Consider the following 16,748-nt stretch of genomic DNA (forward strand, 5'->3'; position numbering starts at 1 on the left):
ATCAGGCCGGCCAGGCCGCCTGGATGTCCTGGCGCATGTCCTCCAGCAGGATGGGCAGCGCCTTCGTCTTCGCGATGATCGGGAAGAAGTTCGAGTCCAGCGACCATCGGGGCACGATGTGCTGGTGGAGGTGGTCGGCGATGCCGGCGCCGGCGATGCGGCCCTGGTTCATGCCGATGTTGAAGCCCTGGCAGCGCGTCACCTGCGACAGCACGCGCATCGCCGTCTGCGTGAGGACGGCCATCTCGGCGACCTCGTCGGTCGTCGCCTGGTCGTACATGCCGACGTGCCGGTACGGGCAGACCATGAGGTGGCCGGTGTTGTACGGGAAGAGGTTCAGCAGCACGAAGCAGGTCTCGCCGCGGTGCACGATGAGGCCCTCGTCGTCCTGCAGCTCGGGTGCGCGGCAGAAGGGGCAGGCGTCCTCCTCGGGCATCTGCCCCTGCTGGATGTAGACCATCCGGTAGGGCGTCCAGAGCCGCTGGAAGTGGTCGGGGACGCCGGGGAGCTCGCTCGACATCTGCGTCGGCGCGCCCCAGGAGTGCTCCGCGACGAGCGGCGGCTCCTGCGGCTCCGCCGGGTCGAAGGCCGGCAGCGCGTCGCGGTGGACGGCCGCCCGCTCCGCCGGCTCGTCGAGGTCGCGCGGCTCGTCGGTCACACGTGCGCCTTCGTCTCGATGGCCTCGACGATGCGGCGCACCGCCTCGTCGACGGGCACGCCGTTGTCCTGCGTGCCGTCGCGGAAGCGGAACGAGACGCTGCCCGCGTCGCGGTCCTGGCCGCCGGCGATGAGCTGGAACGGCACCTTCATGAGCGTGTGCGTGCGGATCTTCTTCTGCATCCGCTCGTCGCTGCGGTCGACCTCGACCCGCACGCCGCGCGCGCGCAGCTTCGCCGCCACCTCGTCGAGGTAGTCGGCGTAGTCCTCGGCGACCGGCACGCCCACGACCTGCACGGGGGCGAGCCACACCGGGAACGCGCCCGCGTAGTGCTCGAGCAGGATCGCGAAGAACCGCTCGATCGAGCCGAAGAGCGCGCGGTGGATCATGATCGGGCGCTGCTTCGAGCCGTCGGCGGCCGCGTACTCGAGCTCGAAGCGCTCGGGCAGGTTGAAGTCGAGCTGCACGGTCGACAGCTGCCACGAGCGGCCGATCGCGTCGGTCACCTTGAGGTCGATCTTGGGGCCGTAGAACGCGGCCTCGCCCGGCTCCTCCACGAGCTCGAGCCCGGTCGAGCGCGCGACGCGCCGCAGCGCATCCGTCGCCGTCTCCCAGATGGCCTCGTCGCCGATCCACTTCTCCTTCTCGTCGTCGCGCATCGACAGCTCGAGGCGGAAGTCGGTGAGGCCGAAGTCGCTCAGCAGCGACAGCACGAACTCGAGGACCTTCGCGGTCTCCTCCTCGAGCTGCTCGGGGGTGACGAACAGGTGCGCGTCGTCCTGCGTGAAGCCGCGCACGCGGGTCAGGCCGTGCAGCGCGCCCGAGAGCTCGTTGCGGTAGACGGTGCCGTTCTCGGCCAGTCGCAGCGGCAGGTCGCGGTAGCTGCGCGAGCGCTCCTTGTAGATGAGGATGTGCATCGGGCAGTTCATCGGCTTCAGGTAGTAGTCGACGCCCGGCTTCGTGACGTTGCCCTCGTCGTCGCGCTCCTCGTCCATGTGGATGGGCGGCCACATGCCCTCGCCGTAGGTGACGAGGTGGTTCGAGGTGACGAAGAGGTCGCGCTTCGTGATGTGCGGCGTGTAGACGTAGCTGTAGCCCTGCTCGATGTGCCGGCGCCGCGCGTGCTGCTCCATCTCGCCGCGCGCGATCGCGCCGCGCGGGTGCCACACCGACAGTCCGGAGCCGACCTCCTCCGGGAAGGAGAACAGGTCGAGCTCGCGCCCGAGCTTGCGGTGGTCGCGCTTCGCGGCCTCCTCGAGGCGCTGCTGGTAGGCGCGCAGCTCGTCCTTCGACGGCCATGCGGTGCCGTAGATGCGCTGCAGCTGGGGCAGGTCGGTCTTGCCGCGCCAGTAGGCGCCCGCGACGCGCATGAGCGCGAAGCCGTTGCCGATGAGCCGCGTCGACGGCAGGTGCGGGCCGCGGCAGAGGTCCTTCCAGGCCACCTCGCCGGACTTCGGGTCGACGTTGTCGTAGATCGTGAGCTCGCCCGCGCCGACCTCGACCGAGGCGCCCTCGGCGGCCGTCGCCGCGCCGCCCTTCAGCCCGATGAGCTCGAGCTTGTAGGGCTCGTCGGCGAGCTCGGCGCGTGCCTCGTCGTCGGTGACGGTGCGGCGCACGAAGCGCTGCCCCGCCTTGACGATGCGCTCCATCTCCTTCTGCAGGGCCTTCAGGTCGTCGCTCGAGAAGGGCTCGGCGACGTCGAAGTCGTAGTAGAAGCCGTCCTGCACGGGCGGGCCGATGCCGAGCCGCGCCTCGGGGTTCACGCGCTGCACGGCCTGCGCGAGCACGTGCGCGGCGGAGTGGCGGAGGATGTCGAGGCCGTCGGGGCTGTCGATCGTCACCGGCTCGACCGTCGCCGTCTCGGTCACCTCGCGCGCGAGGTCCTGCAGCTCGCCGTCGACGCGCATGGCGACGACGGCACGGTCGGAGAAGAGGTCGAATCCGGTGGTCACCAGACCATCGTAGATCGCCGCCTCACCCCTGCACGGACACCGGCTCCGGCAGCGCGGGCTCGGCGGCGACCGGTGCCGCGGCCGCCGCCGGCTGCAGCCACATCCGGAACAGGTGCGCGACGAGCAGCGATGCGCCGAGCATCTCGCCACCGTCCTCGATCAGGCCGAAGGCGTCACCGGTCTTCGGCTCCGCGATGACGAGGATGTGGACGGCGTCGAGCACGACGCCGCAGCACAGGATGATGCCGGCGATGCCGAGCGTGCGCGCGAGGTCGCGGCGCTCCGCTCGCCGGGCGGCGCGGATGCCGAGCACGAGGCCGGGGAGGATCACGAGCCCGGCTGCGGCCAGCACCATCAATTCGCCGAGGTCCTGCCCGCGTAGGCCCGCTGCGCCCTGCAGCGAGAGCGACTGCACGAGCGCCGCTCCCCCGCGCTCGTGCAGCGAGTAGCGGTCGGTGAGCAGGAAGAAGCCCAGCAGTGGCAGGAGCCCGAGCACAGGCCACCGGCGCGAGACGACGGCCATCAGCACCACGAGCCCGATCGCCCAGAGCCACTGCAGCGACTGGAAGGCCTCGGGGTGGCCGTACTCGATGTCGACGAACGACAGCGACGACTCGAACTCGCTGCGGCTCGCGCGCAGGTGGCCGGCGAAGAACATGACGTCGGCGCCCAGCAGCATCAGCAGCACGGTGAGCGACGGGCGGTGGCCGACGAGCGCGCGGAGGCCGAGGAGGTCGCGTCGTGTGCGGGGCATCGCCGCTCCTGTCTGCCGGGTGCCGTCATGTCTATCGACTGCGGCCGCCGAGGCGCGTGAGGCGCGCGTGAGGAGGCCCTCATCCGGCGGGTATGACGAAGGCCCCGGCGTAGACCGGGGCCTTCTGCTCTGTGGGCGATACTGGGTTCGAACCAGTGACCTCTTCCGTGTCAGGGAAGCGCGCTACCGCTGCGCCAATCGCCCTCAGTGGGTGCTCGAGGTGGAGACGGGATTCGAACCCGCGTAGACGGCTTTGCAGGCCGCTGCCTCACCACTCGGCCACCCCACCAGGTGGTGTGAGATTGACTCTCATGACATTGCTGTCGAGCGGATGACGAGATTCGAACTCGCGACCCTCACCTTGGCAAGGTGATGCGCTACCACTGCGCCACATCCGCGGGGCTCATCGCTGAGCACTCGCATGACTATACCCGCGCTCGAGCCGCATGTCCAAATCGCCCCGCACGTGTCGCGCATCCGCCGCCGGACGCCCGGGGATGGTCACGCGCGCGCCCGCGGATGTGGCAGACTTGTGCGGTCCGCTTCGCGCGGCACGGGCGATTGGCGCAGTTGGTAGCGCGCTTCCTTCACACGGAAGAGGTCATCAGTTCGAGTCTGGTATCGCCCACCGAGACCGAAGGCCCCGGCGATCCGCCGGGGCCTTCGTCGTATCCGCTCGGGCGCGGCTCAGGCCGCCTCGCACGCCTGGGCGCACTGCTCGCACGCCTCGGCGCACGCCCGGCAGTGCTCGGCGTCGTGCCGTCGGCACTCGGCCGCGCAGGCGCGGCAGACCGCGGCGCACGCGGCCAGCAGCGCGTCGCGCGCCTCCTGCGGCAGCGGCACCTCGCGGGAGAGGATGCGCGCCGTCACCTCGCAGAGGTCGGCGCACGCCTCGCACATCACCGCGCAGTCGTCCATGCCCTCCTGCCGGTCGGCGCGGGCGCAGTCGCGGCACGCCGCGGCGCACGCCTCCAGCTCGGCCACGTGGGCCGCGTGGCTGCCGACCTCCGCGCCGCCGGCGCCGTGCTCGTGCTCGTGCTCCTGTCCGTGGTGCATCATCGCTCCTCTCGGCGGGCTCGATGCCCGCGCATCGGTTCGCGGGCGACGCTACGCCCGGAGCCTGGATGTCCCCCACGAACGCCCTCAGCCCGTTAGCGTCGAGCCATGGATCTCCAGCTGAACGACCGTGTCGTCCTCGTCGTCGGAGGCACCGGCCTCATCGGGGGCGCCGTCGCCGACGTGCTGCGCGCCGAGGGCGCGACCGTGCTGACCGCCGCCCGCGGCGAGGGCGCCGACCTCCGCCTCGATGCCGCCGACGACGCATCCGTCGCCGGCGCCGTCGCGAGCGTGCTCGAGCAGCACGGCCGCCTCGACGGCCTCGTCGTCGCCGCCGCGCCGCCCGCGCAGACGCTCGACCCCGCCCGCAGCTCCGACCCCGCGCAGGTCGTGGAGGCGGTCGACGCGAAGGCGATGACGTTCCTGCGGCTCGCGAACGCCGCGAAGGCGCCGATGCGCGACGCCGGCTTCGGCCGCATCGTGGGCGTGAGCGGCCAGAACGCGCTGATCACGGGCAGCATCACCGGCTCGGTGCGCAACGCCGCGCTCATCATCGCGGCGAAGCACCTCGCCGACGAGCTGGCCGGCACGGGCGTGGCCGTCAACGTCGTGAACCCGGGCCCGGTCACCGCCGAGCCCGCCGACGACGTCGCGCACGGGAAGCCCGGCGAGTCGTCGCCGGAGCAGATCGCCGCACTCGTCGCGTTCCTGCTCTCCCCGCGGTCGACGACCTCCGGCGAGTCGATCGCGACCGGTCACCGCGTGCGCGGCTCCGTCGCCCTCTGACGCACGAACGAGAGGAGGGGCCGGCTCCCGCCGGCCCCTCCTCCGATTCGAGCGCGTCAGACGCGGTCGCGCTCCAGCTCGTAGCCGTACGCGTCCTCGCCGTGCACGATCTGGTCGACGCCGGCCAGCTCGTCCTCGTTCTTGACGCGGAAGCCGATCGTCTTCTCGATCGCGAAGCCGATCACGAAGGCGACGACGAAGGCGTAGACCATGACGCCCACGGCCGCGATGACCTGCACGGCCAGCTGGCCGGGACCGCCGCCGAGGAACAGGCCCGTCTCGGTCGCGAAGAAGCCGAGGTAGAGCGTGCCGATGAGGCCGCCGACGAGGTGGATGCCGACCACGTCGAGCGAGTCGTCGAAGCCGAGCTTCCACTTGAGCTCCACCGCGAGGGCGCAGACGGCGCCCGCGATGACGCCGAGCAGCAGCGCCCAGCCGGGCGTGAGGTTGGCGCAGGCCGGGGTGATGGCGACGAGGCCCGCGACGGCGCCCGAGGCGGCGCCGACGGAGGTGGGCTTGCCGTCCTTCAGCTTCTCGACGAGCAGCCAGGCGCAGATCGCCGCGGCGGTCGCGCCGAGCGTGTTGAGCGTGATGAGTCCCGCGTTGCCGAGGCCGTTGAGCCACTCCGCACCCACGTTGAAGCCGAACCATCCGAACCACAGGATGCTCGCGCCGAGGATCACGAACGGCACGTTGTGCGGCTTGTGGGCGCCCTTCGTGAAGCCGATGCGCTTGCCGAGCACGAAGGTGAGCGCGAGGGCCGCCGCGCCGGCGTTGATGTGCACCGCCGTGCCGCCGGCGTAGTCGATGACAGAGGGCAGGCCCAGCATCTCGCCGAGCGAGTAGGCCCAGCCGCCGCCCCACACCCACGCGGCGATCGGGAAGTAGCCGAGGGTGGCGAAGACGCCGGCGAAGAGCATCCAGGCGCCGAACTTGGCGCGGTCGGCGATGGCGCCGGAGATGAGGGCGACCGTGATGATCGCGAAGGTCGAGCCGTAGGCGACGCCGATCAGGTCGGTGTTCGCGCTCTCGCCCGCGGCGAGGGCGGCGAGGCCGAGGTCGCTGAACGGGTTGCCCGAGAACTGCAGCGGCGACTCGACGGCCGCCATGTTGAATCCGTACAGGATCCAGAGGGTGCCGACGAGGCCGATGGCCCCGAACGACATCATCATCATGCTGATGACGCTCTTGGCGCGCACGAGGCCGCCGTAGAAGAACGCGAGGCCGGGCGTCATGAACAGCACGAGTGCTGTCGCGACGACGCCGAAGGCCATGCTGCCTGCATCCATGAGGTGCTCCTTGGGGGTATCCGCGGGAAGGGACTGCTCTGAGGATCCCCCCGCGCGGTTTCGCCGGCGGGCGCGGTCGCGTTTCGTCTCGGTTACGGATGCGCGACCGTGTTTCGGGCGCGTTTCGGGCGACGGCGGGCATGCGGCCGGATGCCAGGATGGATCCCATGACGTGGATCAGGAACCCGCAGGTGTCGGCGATGCTCCTCCTCGGTGCGGCGATCCTCGGCCTCGTCATCGCCAACACCGGCCTCGGCCCGGGCCTCGACGCGCTGAAGCACATGCACCTGCCGTTCACGGTCTTCGGGCTCGACCTCTCGGCCGCGCACTGGGTGACCGACGGGCTGCTCGTCGTGTTCTTCTTCGTCGTCGCGATCGAGCTGCGCTACGAGTTCACGCAGGGCGACCTCAGCAGCGTCTCGAAGGCCGCGGTGCCGACCATCGCCGCGCTGGGCGGCGTCGCGGTGCCGGCGCTCATCTACCTGAACCTGGCCGGCGCCGACGGCGCGCGCGGCTGGCCGATCCCCACCGCGACCGACATCGCCTTCGCGCTCGGCGTGCTCGCGCTCGTCGCGAAGCGCCTGCCGTCGCGCGTGCGCGCGCTGCTGCTCGCCCTCGCGGTGATCGACGACCTCATCGGCATCCTCTTCATCGCGGTCTTCTTCACCGAGTCGCTCTCGCTGCCGCTGCTCGGGCTCGCCGCGGTCGGCGTCGTCGCCTTCTCGCTGCTCGGCCGCGCCTACCGCGGCAAGCGCGGCAGCTGGCCGCTGCGCATCCTGCTGCTCGTGGTCGCCGCCGTCACGTGGTGGCTCGTCGCGATGAGCGGCATCCACGCCACCATCGCGGGCGTCGCGCTCGGCCTCGTGCTCTCCCCCGCCCCTGCCGAGTCGGCGCGCGAGAAGCTCGAGCCGTTCACGAACGGCATCGTGCTGCCGGTGTTCGCGTTCACGGCCGCGTCGGTGATGATCCCGCAGGTGCCGCTCGGCGAGCTCAGCCCCGTCTTCTGGGCGATCGTCGTCGCGCTGCCGCTCGGCAAGCTCATCGGCATCACGGCGGCCGGCCTGCTCGGCCAGTGGGCGCTGCGCGTGCCGAAGGGCGGCCGCGTGCTGCTGCGCGAGCTGCTCGGCATCAGCCTGCTCGGCGGCATCGGCTTCACGGTCGCGCTGCTCATGAACGAGCTCGCCCACCGCACGACCCCCGAGCTCATCACCGAGGGCACGCTCGGCGTGCTCGCCGGCTCGCTCATCGCGGCGATCCTCGGCGCGACCTACCTGGCGCTCCTGAACCGCCGCTACCCCGACGTCGAGACGGCCGAGATCCGCGCCCGCGACGCCGAGGAGTACCTGCGGCGCACCGACGGGGTCGGCTAGGCGGTCTCGTTCGCCAGCGCCACGAGGCGCGAGATGGCACGCAGATACTTCTTGCGGTAGCCGCCGCCGAGCATCTCCTCGCTGAAGACGCGGTCGAGGCTCGTGCCGCTCGCCCGCAGCACGACCTGCGCGTCGTAGAGGCGGTCGACGAGCGCGACGAACCGCAGCGCGTCGTTCTGGTCGTGCAGCACCTCGACGTCGCGCAGGCCCAGCCCCTGCAGCCCCTCGACGAGCCCGATGTAGCGCGACGGGTGCACCTTCGACAGGTGCGCGACGAGCGCGCGGAAGTCGTCGACCGCGACCGTGCCGTCGAGGCCCGCGAGCTCCGCCTCGATGCGGTCGTCGGGCGTGACCGGGGCGTGCCCGGTGATGTCGCGGTGGCGGTAGTCGTCGCCGTCGATCCGCATGATCTGGAAGCGGTCGGCGATCGCCTGGATCTCGCGCAGGAAGTCGGAGGCCGCGAACCGGCCCTCCCCGAGCGCGTTCGGCGGCGTGTTGCTCGTGGCCGCGAGCTTCGAGCCGCCGGCGACGAGCTCGCCGAGCAGGCGGGTCATCACCATCGTGTCGCCCGGGTCGTCGAGCTCGAACTCGTCGATGCAGACGATCCGCGAGCCCTGCAGCGCCCGCACCGTCTCGGCGTAGCCGAGCGCGCCGACGAGCGCGGTGTACTCGATGAACGTGCCGAACACCTTCGGCCCGGGCATCGCCTTCCACAGCGAGGCGAGCAGGTGCGTCTTGCCGACGCCGAAGCCGCCGTCGAGGTAGATGCCCGGCCGCACCTCGGGCGCCTTGCGGAACAGGGAGCGCTTCGGCGACGTCCACGCCGTCACGAGCTCCTGCATCTGCTCGAGCGCCTCGGCCTGCGACGGATGCGCGGGGTCGGGCCGGTACGACTCGAACGTCGCGCCGTCGAACTGCGGCGGCGGAGTGAGGCCCGCGACGATCTGCTCCGCGCTGGCCTCGGGGCGGCGCTCGACGAGCGAGATCGGTGCTGGCATGGGCGCTCCTTCGTCGACGCGTCGGCGTCCGGGGAAGTTTCGGTGGGAGGATGGCGTTCCCCCGGACGAGCCTAGTCAGGCAGGACAGCCGCGTGCGCGCGCGGCGCGGAAGGAGTCGCCATGACCGAGTCGGAGCCCCGCTTCGCCGAGTACGCCGCGCCGGAGCGCCTGGTCTCCACCGAGTGGGTGGCCGCGCACCTCGACGACCCCGACGTGGTGGTGGTCGAGTCCGACGAGGACGTGCTGCTCTACGAGGTCGGCCACATCCCGGGCGCGGTGAAGGTCGACTGGCACACCGAGCTCAACGACCCGGTGATGCGCGACTACCTCACCCCCGAGTCGTTCGCGCGCCTGCTGGGAGAGAAGGGCATCGGGCGCGACACCACCGTCGTCTTCTACGGCGACAAGGCCAACTGGTGGGCGACGTACGCGCTCTGGGTCTTCGCGCTCTACGGGCACGATCGCACGCGCATCATGGACGGCGGGCGCGACAAGTGGATCGCGGAGGGCCGCGAGCTCACGCGGGAGCCCTCGCGTCGGCCCGCGGTCGACTACCCGGTCGTGGCGCGCGACGACCGCACGCTGCGGGCCTTCCGCGACGACGTGCTCGCGCACCTCGGCCGCCCGCTCGTCGACGTGCGCAGCCCCGAGGAGTACTCCGGCGAGCGCACCACGGCGCCGGCCTACCCCGACGAGGGCGCGCTGCGCGCGGGGCACATCCCGAGCGCCGCGAGCGTGCCGTGGGGCCGCGCCGTGCACGAGGACGGCACGTTCCGCTCGCGCGAGGAACTCGAGGCCGTCTACCTCGACGGCGCCGGCCTGCGCGACGCCGACGACGTGATCGCCTACTGCCGCATCGGCGAGCGCTCGAGCCACACCTGGTTCGTGCTCACGCACCTGCTCGGCCTGCCGAAGGTGCGCAACTACGACGGCTCCTGGACCGAGTGGGGCTCGCTCGTGGGCGTGCCGATCGTGGTCGGGTCCGAGCCCGGCGAGGTGCCCGCGCGATGACGCTCACGCCCGCCCTGCAGCGCACCGTCGACGATTTCCAGGCCGTCGAGGAGCGCGACCGGCTGCAGCTGCTGCTCGAGTTCGCCGACGAGCTGCCCGAGCTGCCCCAGCGCTACGCCGACCACCCCGACCTCCTGGAGCGCGTCGCCGAGTGCCAGTCGCCCGTCTACCTGTTCGTCGAGGTCGACGACGCGGTGCACGTGCACGCCACCGCGCCCGCGGAGGCGCCGACGACGCGGGGCTTCGCCTCGATCCTCGCGCAGGGCCTCGAGGGCGCGAGCCGCGACGAGGTGCTCGCGGTGCCCGCCGACATGCCGCGCCTGCTCGGCCTCGACCGCGTGATCTCGCCGCTGCGCCTGCGCGGCATGGCCGGGATGCTCGGACGCATCCAGCGGCAGGTGCGGGAGCGCTGACTCAGTCGAGCGGCGCGATCCGGTGCTCGTCGAGCCAGCCGCGGATCTGCTGCTCGTAGCGCGCCCGGTCGAGGTTCCACAGCTTCGTGTGCCGGGCCGTCCGCCACTCCCGGTAGTCGACGATGTCGGGCCGCGCCTCGGCGAGCGCCCGGGAGGCGTCGGCCGGCACGAAGCCGTCGTCGGCCGAATGGAGCAGCAGGATGGGCTGCGACAGGGCGTCGGCGTGCAGCACGTTGTCGAGCTCGTCGAAGTCGAGGCTGCGGCTGCCGCTGAGCGCGGCCGCGGGCGACTCGAGGAGGCCCACGGCGGTGTCGACCAGCCAGGCGGGCATCTTGGCGATCGCGACCTGCAGCAGCAGCGTGGCGCGCCACGAGACCACCGGCGAGTCGAGCACGAGCCCCACGATGCGGCGGCGGTGCCGGGAGCGGCGGGCGAGCTGCAGCGCGATCTGGCCGCCCATCGACCAGCCCATGAGCACGATGCGGCGGGCGCCGCGCGCGACCGCGAAGCCGATCGCGTCGTCGACGTCGCGCCACTCGTCGAGCCCGAGCCGGAACTTGCCGTCGCCGCTCGGCGGCGCCTCGGTGTCGTTGCGGTAGGAGACCGCCATCACGGGCATGCCGCGCTCGAGGAACACGGGCGCGGCCCGGATCGTCTCGCGTCGCGTGACGCCGCGGCCGTGCACCTGGATGCACCAGGTGGCGGCCGACTGGTCGCCCATGATCCACGCGGGCGCGGGGCCCACCTCGGTGGCGACGTCGACGGTCTCCACCGCATCCGCCACCTCCTCGGGCCGATGCACGGCATAGCCCGACCACCGCGCGGAGTCCACGCCGTCGAGCACCTCGCGGGCGCCCGCGTCGACCGCCCGAACGACGCTGTGCGCGTCCTCGGCCACGACGGGTCCGAGCACCACGAGCCGCTCCCCCACCCACAGCGCGTACAGGCCCGGCAGCCCCGTGTCGGGGGTGCGCCCGAGCCGCACGCCGCGCTCGTCGAGGCCGAGCACCCGGATGTCGTCGACGAGCTCTCGCGGCGGGGTGACGAGCATGGAGGCGAGCGCCGCGGAGGCACCGGTCACGGCGAGGGCGGCGCCCGCGACCACCACCCCGCCTGCGGCCATCGCGAGCCTCGCGGGGCGGGTGGATGCGGCGGCGCGCCTCGCTCGGGTCGTCACGGTGCGATCGTAGTCTTGCCGGGTGGACACGAGCAGTGCAGCCCCCGCCCCCGAGCCGGAGGCCTTCCGCGCTGCCATCGACCAGCTGCGCAGGGCTGAGCTGCGCTCCGAGCTCTCGGTGCGCGAGATCCCGGCGCCGGGCCGCATCGCGCCCTTCTCGTTCGCCATCGCCGCCGACGTCGGCGTGACGAGCCACGGCCGCGACTCCGACCTCGGCACCGGCCGCTTCATCCTCATGCACGACCCGGAGGAGCCCGAGGCCTGGGGCGGCGACTTCCGCATCGTCAGCTTCACGCAGGCCTCGCAGGACCCCGAGATCGGCGTCGACCCGTTCCTCGCCGAGGTCACGTGGACCTACCTGCTCGAGGCGCTCGAGCAGCGCGGCGCCGAGTACCACTCGGAGTCGGGCACCGCGACCAAGATCCTCTCGAGCGGCTTCGGCGAGCTCGCCGCGCAGGGCGACGGCGCCCAGATCGAGCTGCGCGCGTCGTGGACGCCGACCGGCCACGACTTCGGCGCGCACCTCACCGCCTGGACCGACCTCCTCTGCGCGATCGCCGGCCTGCCGGTGCAGCCGGGCGCCGCGGGCCTCGACGCGCACAGGCGCACGCGTGGCTGAGCTGCCCGAGGCGGTGGCGTCCGGCCCGCTCGACGTCATCGAGGACGCGGATGCGCTAGCTCGCGCGGCCGAGCGGCTGCACGCGGGCGAGGGCCCGGTCGCCGTCGACGCCGAGCGCGCGAACGGCTTCCGCTACACCGCGAAGGCCTACCTCGTGCAGCTCCACCGGCGCGGCACCGGCACCGTGCTCATCGACCCGACCGCGATCGACGACCTGTCGCCGATCCAGGACGCGATCGGCGGCGAGGAGTGGATCATCCACGCCGCGAGCCAGGACCTCCCGTGCCTGCGCGAGGTCGGCCTCGAGCCCGCCACCCTGTTCGACACCGAGCTCGGCGCGCGGATCGCGGGCTTCGAGCGCGTCGGCCTCGCCGCCGTCACCGAGCGGCTCGTGGGCCTGCGCCTGCGCAAGGAGCACGGCGCGAGCGACTGGTCGGCCCGGCCCATCCCCCGCTCGTGGCTGGAGTACGCGGCGCTCGACGTCGAGGTGCTGCCGGATGCGCGCGACGCGCTGGCGGCGGAGCTCGAGGCCCAGGGCAAGCAGGAGATCGCCGAGCAGGAGTTCGCCTACGCGCTCGCCCGCCGGCCGAAGCCCCCCGCGGAGGAGCCGTGGCGCAGGCTCTCGGGCATCCACGCGATCCGCGACCGCCGCCAGCTCGCCGTCGCCCGCGAGCTGTGGCTCGCCCGCGACGCGCTCGCCCGCGACACCGACACCGCGCCGGGGCGGCTCGTGCCCGACCGCTCGCTGCTCGCCGCCGCCATGGCCGACGTCGAGGCGAAGGGCCGCCTCGCCGCGCGCAAGGACTTCACCGGTCGCGCGAGCCGCAGCGAGCTCGACCGCTGGTGGGCGGCGATCGAGGCCGGCCGCGCGAGCGACGACCTGCCGGTGCTGCGCGTGCGCTCGGACGAGCCACCGCCGCCCCGGTTCTGGAAGAGCCGGCGCCCGGAGGCCGACCTGCGCCTGCAGCGCGCCCGCGCCGCCGTGCAGGCGGTGGCCGAGGAGCTCGCGATGCCGGCCGAGAACTTGCTCACCCCGGATGCGCTGCGGCGGGTCGCGTGGGAGCCGATCGAGCCCACCGAGGCGGCGGTCGCCGCGGCGCTCCGGGCCCGCGATGCGCGCCCGTGGCAGGTTGCCGCGACCGCACAGAGGATCGCCGCCGCGTTTGTAGAGCCAGACCAAGCGCCCGCCCAGCCCTCCGAGCCCTCGTCGTAGGAAGCGGCAACCGCCGCGTCGGGCCCGGGGGCGCGTTCCTACACTGGTGCCGCAATCACCCCAATCAGGAGGCATCGTGGCTGACGACGACGTCGTGTTCGTGGACGGCGTCCGCACCCCATTCGGGCGCGCGGGCGAGAAGGGCATGTACTGGCAGACCCGAGCGGACGACCTCGCGGTCAAGGCGCTCACGGGGCTGCTCGAGCGCAACCCGAGCCTGCCGCTCGAGCGCATCGACGAGGTCGCGGTCGCCGCGACCACGCAGACCGGCGACCAGGGCCTGACCCTCGGCCGCACCGTCGGCATGCTCGCGGGGCTCCCCGTCTCGGTGCCCGGCTACGCGATCGACCGCATGTGCGCGGGCGCGATGACGGCGGTCACCGCGGTCGCCGGCGGCATCGCCTTCGGCGCCTACGACATCGCCGTCGCCGGCGGCGTCGAGCACATGGGCCGGCACCCGATGGGCCTCGACGCCGACCCGAACCCCCGCTTCGTCGCCGAGAAGCTCGTCTCGATGGACGCGCTCAACATGGGCAAGACGGCCGAGCGCATCCACGACCGCTTCCCGCACCTGACGAAGGAGCGGGCCGACCGCTTCGCGCTCGGGTCGCAGCAGAAGTACGCCGCGGCGCTCGCCGCCGGCCACATCCAGCACGACCTCATCCCGGTCGCGACGCAGTCCGCCGCCGGCTGGGGGCTCGCGACGGCCGACGAGGCGCCGCGCCCCGAGACGACGATGGAGGGACTCGCGGGGCTGAAGACGCCGTTCCGCGACCACGGCCGCGTGACCGCGGGCAACGCATCCGGCCTGAACGACGGCGCGACGATGTCGATCATCGCCTCGGCCGCCGCCGCGAAGGAGCACGGGCTGACGACGAAGATGCGGATGGTCTCGTTCGGCTTCGCCGGCGTCGACCCCGACATCATGGGCATCGGCCCGGTGCCCTCGACGGAGAAGGCGCTCAAGAAGGCCGGGCTGTCGATCGAGGACATCGGCCTGTTCGAGCTGAACGAGGCGTTCGCCGTGCAGGTGCTCTCGTTCACCGACCACTTCGGCATCGCCGACGACGACCCGCGCGTCAACCCGTGGGGCGGCGCGATCGCGATCGGCCACCCGCTCGCCTCCTCCGGCGTGCGCCTCATGCTCCAGCTCGCGCGGCAGTTCGAGCAGCGCCCCGACGTGCGCTTCGGCATCACCGCGATGTGCGTCGGCCTCGGCCAGGGCGGCACCGTCATCTGGGAGAACCCCCACCACAAGCGCTACGGGAAGGGCATCTGATGGCCATCCGCGACGAGTTCCCGCGGCTCGCGGCCGCCGAGTTCGACGAGGTCGTCACGCACAGCCACGTGCGCGACGTGCAGCTCGCCTCCGGCAGGACGCTCGCCCTCATCACGCTCGACAACGGGCGCGACCACACGCGGCCCTCGACCCTCGGCCCCGCGACGCTCTTCGAGCTCGGCGACACCCTCGAGGCGCAGCGCGCCCGCGGCGCCGCCGGCGAGGTCGACGCGATCGCGGTCACCGGCAAGCCCTACTTCCTCGCCGCCGGCGCAGACCTGTCGAACGTCGGCAGCCTGCCCGACCGCGAGACGGCCGCCGAGCTGCCGAGGCTCGGCCACCGCGTGCTCGGCCTCCTCCACGAGGCGCCCGTGCCGACGTTCGTCTTCATCAACGGCCTCGCCCTCGGCGGCGGGCTCGAGATCGGGCTCAACGCCGACTACCGCACCATCAGCTCGGCGGCTCCCGCCGTGGCGCTGCCCGAGACGTTCCTCGGCCTCGTGCCCGGCTGGGGCGGCGCGACGATCCTTCCGAACCTGATCGGCATCGAGCGGGCGCTCAAGGTGATCATCGAGAACCCGCTGAAGCAGCGCGTGCTGAAGCCCGCGGACGCGCTCGAGCTCGGCATCGCCGACGCGATGTTCGGACCCGCGAGCTTCCTGGAGTCGTCGCTCCGCTGGGCCGACGGGGTGCTGGGCGGCGCGAAGGTCGACCGCCCGCACGTGCCCGGCACGCTCGAGCGCACGGTGAAGTGGCCGATCGCCCTGAAGATCGCGCGCGAGACGCTCGAGAAGCGGATCGGGAAGGTCGCCCTCGCGCCCTACCGCGCCCTCGACGTGATCGAGCTGGCCAGGAAGAACGACCGCGCGGCCGGCTTCGCCGCCGAGGACGCGGCGCTCGCCGACCTCATCCCGGGCGACCAGTTCGTGGCCTCGATCTACGCCTTCGACCTCGTGCAGAAGCGGGCGAAGCGCCCGGCCGGCGCGCCCGACGCGGCGCTCGCGAAGCCGGTGACGAAGGTCGGCATCATCGGCGCCGGGCTCATGGCCAGCCAGTTCGCGCTGCTGTTCCTGCGGCGCCTGCAAGTGCCGGTCGTCATCACCGACCTCGACCAGGGCCGCGTCGACGCGGCCGTGGCGCGCATCCGCGGCGAGATCGACGCGCTCGCGGGCAAGGGCCGCATCACCACCGACGAGCAGCAGCGCCTCAGCGCGCTCATCTCCGGCACGGTCGACAAGGCCGACTTCGCCGGCTGCGACTGGGTGATCGAGGCGGTGTTCGAGGAGCTGGGCGTCAAGCAGCAGGTCTTCGCCGAGGTCGAGCCGCACCTGTCCGAGACGGCCGTCATCGCGACGAACACCTCGAGCCTGTCGGTCGAGCAGATCGGCGCGCGGCTCGCGCACCCCGAGCGCCTCGTCGGCTTCCACTTCTTCAACCCCGTGGCGGTCATGCCGCTCATCGAGGTGGTGCGCACGCCCGCGACCGACGACGCGACCCTCGCGACCGCGATGCGCGTCGCGAAGGACCTGAAGAAGAACGCCGTCATCACGCGCGACACCCCCGGGTTCGTCGTCAACCGGGTGCTCGCGAAGCTGCTCGGCGAGGCGATGCACGCGGTCGAGCAGGGCTCCTCCTTCGAGGACGTCGTCGAGGCGCAGCGCGCGTTCGGCTTCCCGATGGATCCGTTCGTGCTGCTCGACCTCGTCGGGCTCAAGGTCGGCGCGCACGTGCTCGACACGCACCACGGCGCCTTCCCCGACCGCTTCTTCGAGTCGCAGGCGCTGCACGAGCTCGCCGAGCAGGGCATCCTGCTCGAGAAGGACGGCAAGGGCGAGGTCAAGGGGATCGACAAGCGGGCCCGGAGGATCGTGGCGAAGCACCGTCCCGCGGGCGCCGTCGCGCTCTCGGCCGACGAGCTGCGCGTGCGCATCGAGGACGGCCTCGCCGACGAGATCAAGCGCATGCTCGACGACCATGTCGTCGAGGCCGCCGAGGACATCGACCTGTGCATGATCCTCGGCGCGGGCTGGCCGTTCCAGATGGGCGGCATCACGCCGTACCTCGACCGCGTCGGCGCCTCCGGGCGCGTGTTCGGCGGCACCTTCCACCAGCCGCCGATCGCCGGCCCGAAGGCCTGAGGCTCACGACCCGAGCCCCAGGACTCCGGCAGACT

At 72.5% G+C, this 16,748-nt stretch carries 15 protein-coding genes and 4 tRNA genes; 9 read left to right on the forward strand and 10 right to left on the reverse strand.

Features of this window, described 5'->3' with window-relative positions; genetic code table 11:
- Position 1: 1 nt before the first annotated feature.
- The 6 genes from FQ330_RS06815 to FQ330_RS06840 all read right to left on the reverse strand — a co-directional run bounded on the left by FQ330_RS06815 (position 2) and on the right by FQ330_RS06840 (position 3,762).
- The gene (locus FQ330_RS06815) at positions 2-520 is read right to left on the reverse strand and encodes an HIT family protein (protein WP_146356467.1); all 519 of its coding nucleotides are present in this window, start codon (positions 518-520) and stop codon (positions 2-4) included.
- Between the two features lie 134 nt (positions 521-654).
- Complete coding sequence (gene thrS, locus FQ330_RS06820; protein WP_225792748.1) at positions 655-2,565, reverse strand: threonine--tRNA ligase; 1,911 nt, start codon at positions 2,563-2,565, stop codon at positions 655-657.
- 67 nt (positions 2,566-2,632) lie between these two features.
- Positions 2,633-3,364 (reverse strand): hypothetical protein, encoded by a 732-nt coding sequence (locus tag FQ330_RS06825; protein ID WP_146356244.1) that lies wholly within the window; start codon positions 3,362-3,364, stop codon positions 2,633-2,635.
- Positions 3,365-3,496: 132 nt separating this feature from the next.
- Positions 3,497-3,568 (reverse strand) — tRNA-Val (locus tag FQ330_RS06830).
- A gap of 14 nt (positions 3,569-3,582) precedes the next feature.
- Positions 3,583-3,653 (reverse strand) — tRNA-Cys (locus FQ330_RS06835).
- A 37-nt stretch (positions 3,654-3,690) separates the two neighbouring features.
- Positions 3,691-3,762, reverse strand: a tRNA-Gly gene (locus FQ330_RS06840).
- Positions 3,763-3,919: 157 nt separating this feature from the next.
- Between FQ330_RS06840 and FQ330_RS06845 the strand changes: the two genes are divergently transcribed.
- Positions 3,920-3,992 (forward strand) — tRNA-Val (locus FQ330_RS06845).
- 59 nt (positions 3,993-4,051) lie between these two features.
- On the opposite strand, the gene FQ330_RS06850 is transcribed toward FQ330_RS06845, so the two are convergent.
- Positions 4,052-4,420 carry a four-helix bundle copper-binding protein gene (locus tag FQ330_RS06850; RefSeq protein ID WP_225792730.1) on the reverse strand — a complete coding sequence of 123 codons (369 nt, stop codon included), beginning with the start codon at positions 4,418-4,420 and terminating at the stop codon, positions 4,052-4,054.
- Positions 4,421-4,528: 108 nt separating this feature from the next.
- Between FQ330_RS06850 and FQ330_RS06855 the strand changes: the two genes are divergently transcribed.
- Positions 4,529-5,206: an SDR family NAD(P)-dependent oxidoreductase gene (locus FQ330_RS06855; protein WP_146356246.1), complete on the forward strand. Its 678-nt coding sequence runs from the start codon at positions 4,529-4,531 to the stop codon at positions 5,204-5,206.
- Between the two features lie 56 nt (positions 5,207-5,262).
- Here FQ330_RS06855 and FQ330_RS06860 read toward each other — a convergent pair whose 3' ends face one another.
- On the reverse strand, positions 5,263-6,495 hold the full coding sequence (locus FQ330_RS06860) for an ammonium transporter (RefSeq protein ID WP_128189149.1): 1,233 nt from the start codon (positions 6,493-6,495) through the stop codon (positions 5,263-5,265).
- 167 nt (positions 6,496-6,662) lie between these two features.
- On the opposite strand from FQ330_RS06860, the gene FQ330_RS06865 reads away from it, so the two are divergent.
- Positions 6,663-7,865: a Na+/H+ antiporter NhaA gene (locus FQ330_RS06865; protein ID WP_146356248.1), complete on the forward strand. Its 1,203-nt coding sequence runs from the start codon at positions 6,663-6,665 to the stop codon at positions 7,863-7,865.
- Here the strand turns inward: FQ330_RS06865 and zapE are convergent.
- Positions 7,862-8,863 (reverse strand): cell division protein ZapE, encoded by a 1,002-nt coding sequence (gene zapE, locus FQ330_RS06870; protein ID WP_146356250.1) that lies wholly within the window; start codon positions 8,861-8,863, stop codon positions 7,862-7,864. The two genes, FQ330_RS06865 and zapE, sit on opposite strands and share 4 nt — an antisense overlap.
- Positions 8,864-8,983: 120 nt before the next feature.
- Here zapE and FQ330_RS06875 point away from each other — a divergent pair, with 120 nt between their 5' ends.
- Both FQ330_RS06875 and FQ330_RS06880 read left to right on the forward strand, forming a co-directional pair.
- Positions 8,984-9,874, forward strand: a complete 891-nt coding sequence (locus FQ330_RS06875; RefSeq protein WP_146356252.1) for a sulfurtransferase — start codon at positions 8,984-8,986, stop codon at positions 9,872-9,874.
- Positions 9,871-10,287 (forward strand): SufE family protein, encoded by a 417-nt coding sequence (locus FQ330_RS06880; protein WP_128189145.1) that lies wholly within the window; start codon positions 9,871-9,873, stop codon positions 10,285-10,287. The genes FQ330_RS06875 and FQ330_RS06880 overlap by 4 nt, the downstream gene beginning before the upstream one ends.
- 1 nt (position 10,288) lies before the next feature.
- Here FQ330_RS06880 and FQ330_RS06885 read toward each other — a convergent pair whose 3' ends face one another.
- The gene (locus FQ330_RS06885; RefSeq protein WP_146356254.1) at positions 10,289-11,464 is read right to left on the reverse strand and encodes an alpha/beta hydrolase family protein; all 1,176 of its coding nucleotides are present in this window, start codon (positions 11,462-11,464) and stop codon (positions 10,289-10,291) included.
- A 22-nt stretch (positions 11,465-11,486) separates the two neighbouring features.
- Between FQ330_RS06885 and FQ330_RS06890 the strand changes: the two genes are divergently transcribed.
- The 4 genes from FQ330_RS06890 to FQ330_RS06905 all read left to right on the forward strand — a co-directional run bounded on the left by FQ330_RS06890 (position 11,487) and on the right by FQ330_RS06905 (position 16,713).
- Complete coding sequence (locus tag FQ330_RS06890) at positions 11,487-12,083, forward strand: DUF3000 domain-containing protein (RefSeq protein WP_128189143.1); 597 nt, start codon at positions 11,487-11,489, stop codon at positions 12,081-12,083.
- Positions 12,076-13,296: a ribonuclease D gene (locus FQ330_RS06895; RefSeq protein ID WP_225792731.1), complete on the forward strand. Its 1,221-nt coding sequence runs from the start codon at positions 12,076-12,078 to the stop codon at positions 13,294-13,296. The genes FQ330_RS06890 and FQ330_RS06895 overlap by 8 nt, the downstream gene beginning before the upstream one ends.
- Before the next feature lie 94 nt (positions 13,297-13,390).
- Complete coding sequence (locus FQ330_RS06900) at positions 13,391-14,575, forward strand: thiolase family protein (RefSeq protein ID WP_396131274.1); 1,185 nt, start codon at positions 13,391-13,393, stop codon at positions 14,573-14,575.
- Positions 14,575-16,713 (forward strand): 3-hydroxyacyl-CoA dehydrogenase NAD-binding domain-containing protein, encoded by a 2,139-nt coding sequence (locus FQ330_RS06905; protein WP_128189142.1) that lies wholly within the window; start codon positions 14,575-14,577, stop codon positions 16,711-16,713. The genes FQ330_RS06900 and FQ330_RS06905 overlap by 1 nt, the downstream gene beginning before the upstream one ends.
- Positions 16,714-16,748 lie beyond the last annotated feature (35 nt).

It is taken from the genome of Agrococcus sediminis (assembly GCF_007923295.1).
GTDB lineage: Bacteria > Actinomycetota > Actinomycetes > Actinomycetales > Microbacteriaceae > Agrococcus > Agrococcus sediminis.

Bases quoted from the DNA above. Each gene is read 5' to 3' on its own strand.
- FQ330_RS06815 (WP_146356467.1), bottom strand. From the start codon at position 520: ATGTCGAGCGAGCTCCCCGGCGTCCCCGACCACTTCCAGCGGCTCTGG.
- thrS (WP_225792748.1), bottom strand. From the start codon at position 2,565: ATGCGCGTCGACGGCGAGCTGCAGGACCTCGCGCGCGAGGTGACCGAG.
- FQ330_RS06825 (WP_146356244.1), bottom strand. From the start codon at position 3,364: ATGCCCCGCACACGACGCGACCTCCTCGGCCTCCGCGCGCTCGTCGGC.
- FQ330_RS06850 (WP_225792730.1), bottom strand. From the start codon at position 4,420: ATGCACCACGGACAGGAGCACGAGCACGAGCACGGCGCCGGCGGCGCG.
- FQ330_RS06855 (WP_146356246.1), top strand. From the start codon at position 4,529: ATGGATCTCCAGCTGAACGACCGTGTCGTCCTCGTCGTCGGAGGCACC.
- FQ330_RS06860 (WP_128189149.1), bottom strand. From the start codon at position 6,495: ATGGATGCAGGCAGCATGGCCTTCGGCGTCGTCGCGACAGCACTCGTG.
- FQ330_RS06865 (WP_146356248.1), top strand. From the start codon at position 6,663: ATGACGTGGATCAGGAACCCGCAGGTGTCGGCGATGCTCCTCCTCGGT.
- zapE (WP_146356250.1), bottom strand. From the start codon at position 8,863: ATGCCAGCACCGATCTCGCTCGTCGAGCGCCGCCCCGAGGCCAGCGCG.
- FQ330_RS06875 (WP_146356252.1), top strand. From the start codon at position 8,984: ATGACCGAGTCGGAGCCCCGCTTCGCCGAGTACGCCGCGCCGGAGCGC.
- FQ330_RS06880 (WP_128189145.1), top strand. From the start codon at position 9,871: ATGACGCTCACGCCCGCCCTGCAGCGCACCGTCGACGATTTCCAGGCC.
- FQ330_RS06905 (WP_128189142.1), top strand. From the start codon at position 14,575: ATGGCCATCCGCGACGAGTTCCCGCGGCTCGCGGCCGCCGAGTTCGAC.